At 37.4% G+C, this 1,475-nt stretch carries 3 protein-coding genes; all 3 read right to left on the bottom strand.

Going from position 1 to position 1,475, the window contains the following annotated elements; genetic code table 11:
• Window positions 1-215 precede the first annotated feature (215 nt).
• A complete protein-coding gene (locus MTBBW1_RS25625) occupies window positions 216-548 on the bottom strand; it encodes a type II toxin-antitoxin system PemK/MazF family toxin (protein WP_080809388.1) in 333 nt (110 codons plus the stop codon).
• On the bottom strand, window positions 541-843 hold the full coding sequence (locus MTBBW1_RS25620; RefSeq protein WP_080809386.1) for a hypothetical protein: 303 nt from the start codon (window positions 841-843) through the stop codon (window positions 541-543). Before MTBBW1_RS25620 ends, MTBBW1_RS25625 begins: the two co-directional genes overlap by 8 nt.
• Before the next feature lie 160 nt (window positions 844-1,003).
• Window positions 1,004-1,261 carry a hypothetical protein gene (locus MTBBW1_RS25615; RefSeq protein ID WP_080809383.1) on the bottom strand — a complete coding sequence of 86 codons (258 nt, stop codon included), beginning with the start codon at window positions 1,259-1,261 and terminating at the stop codon, window positions 1,004-1,006.
• Window positions 1,262-1,475: the final 214 nt, after the last annotated feature.

Genomic DNA, 1,475 nt, shown 5'->3' with positions numbered 1-1,475 from the left:
CTAGTCTTGAGTGCTGTCAAACTCAAACATTCTAATGGTATACTTCACTTTTAATACAGAAAAAAAGCAAAAAGAATCTTTTCAAAAGCACTTCTAAACTCGCCAACTTTTGCAGAAAGGGTAGAATCTTCATAAGAGTGCTACATCAACAAAAAAAACCGCCCAAAATGGCGGCTTTATCATTATCAAGGATTTATTTCGATTGTCGGATAAAATCAAAACTCGAAAATATCAAAAAATTTATCCTTATTTTCCGTAAAAAAGTCGTTTTGAACCTTCCCCAAAGTCGCCAAAATGATTCTTTTATCAACCGTAAACAGCTTATCAAGCCTTGCCACCGAGGGCTTATTCAAACCGGTTACCAAAGAATTATCTATCTCAACTGCGTGTTTGTGCTTTCTCAGATTCGTTGTGATCATGCAAATAACAAGATTGCTTTCTTTCGTATTGTATTTGGAAACAACCAGAGCCGGTCTGATTTTCTTACTGGAAAGATCCGTAAACGGAAAAGGCACAACAATGATTGTACCTGGTTCATATTTAGACATGGCGTTTTTTTAAATCCTCAACAGAATAAAGCTCCGGTTCATCTTCCAAAAATTCAAAATCACCCAATTCCGCACAAATTTCCGACATCGGCAAATCTTCCGACAAATCCAACTCATAGACCTGACCGTTAATTTCAATCAAATTATCGGAAATTGCTTTAGGTACATTTTGTGTGTTCTCTTTGATCAACACGACAGTAAAACGCTCTTCCGCATTGATCTGAAAGTCTTTCTCCCAATCAATCAACGGCAATTCACTTCCCTTGAAGCTTTTTTTGATGATTTCCGCAGGCATTTTTCTTCCCTCTAAGTTTTCATAGTGTCAAAGTTAAGTTCACTGTAATTATAAGACACTTGGAACCAAAAATCAAAAAAGTTAATATTCGTTGTTCTTGGATAAAATTTTATCCCCCTAAAACTCAATTTCCTCATCCTCCTCACTCAACATCAACGCATTATAGCGTTTCTGCCACCTCATCCGCAATCGCCTCGGTCATCAGTTCCCGCAACAATTGGGAAGTCTTGGAGGATGATTTCAAACGCCCGTACTGCTTTAACCTTGCCTGACAGCACAACCGAATTGCCCGATTCAACGCCTTTCGATCTCCAAAATCATACCCCTGCTTCAAAACAAACAAGATTAAAAAATACTTAGGCAAAGCAAATACACCCAACCAAGCAAAAACACTGTCATGAGCATTATTCTCCGGCATTTAACCCCAAGTTCTATATCTGGACACCTCTTAACGTAAATATTCGGTGTGCCCATATTGCCAAACAATATATTGTGGTTATATACAACAAAAAGATAAACATATCTCAATATACGGTACGATAAACGGAGTACTCCGAATATTTACCTCTTAACTAAGCCGGGGACTCTTTTTTTTATTGCAAATCCAATATATGGTAATCAATAACCACTTA

This window comes from Desulfamplus magnetovallimortis (genome assembly GCF_900170035.1).
Taxonomy (GTDB): Bacteria; Desulfobacterota; Desulfobacteria; order Desulfobacterales; family Desulfobacteraceae; genus Desulfamplus; species Desulfamplus magnetovallimortis.
Note: the sequence above shows the minus strand (reverse complement) of the source record. Positions and strands in the feature narration are given on the sequence as shown.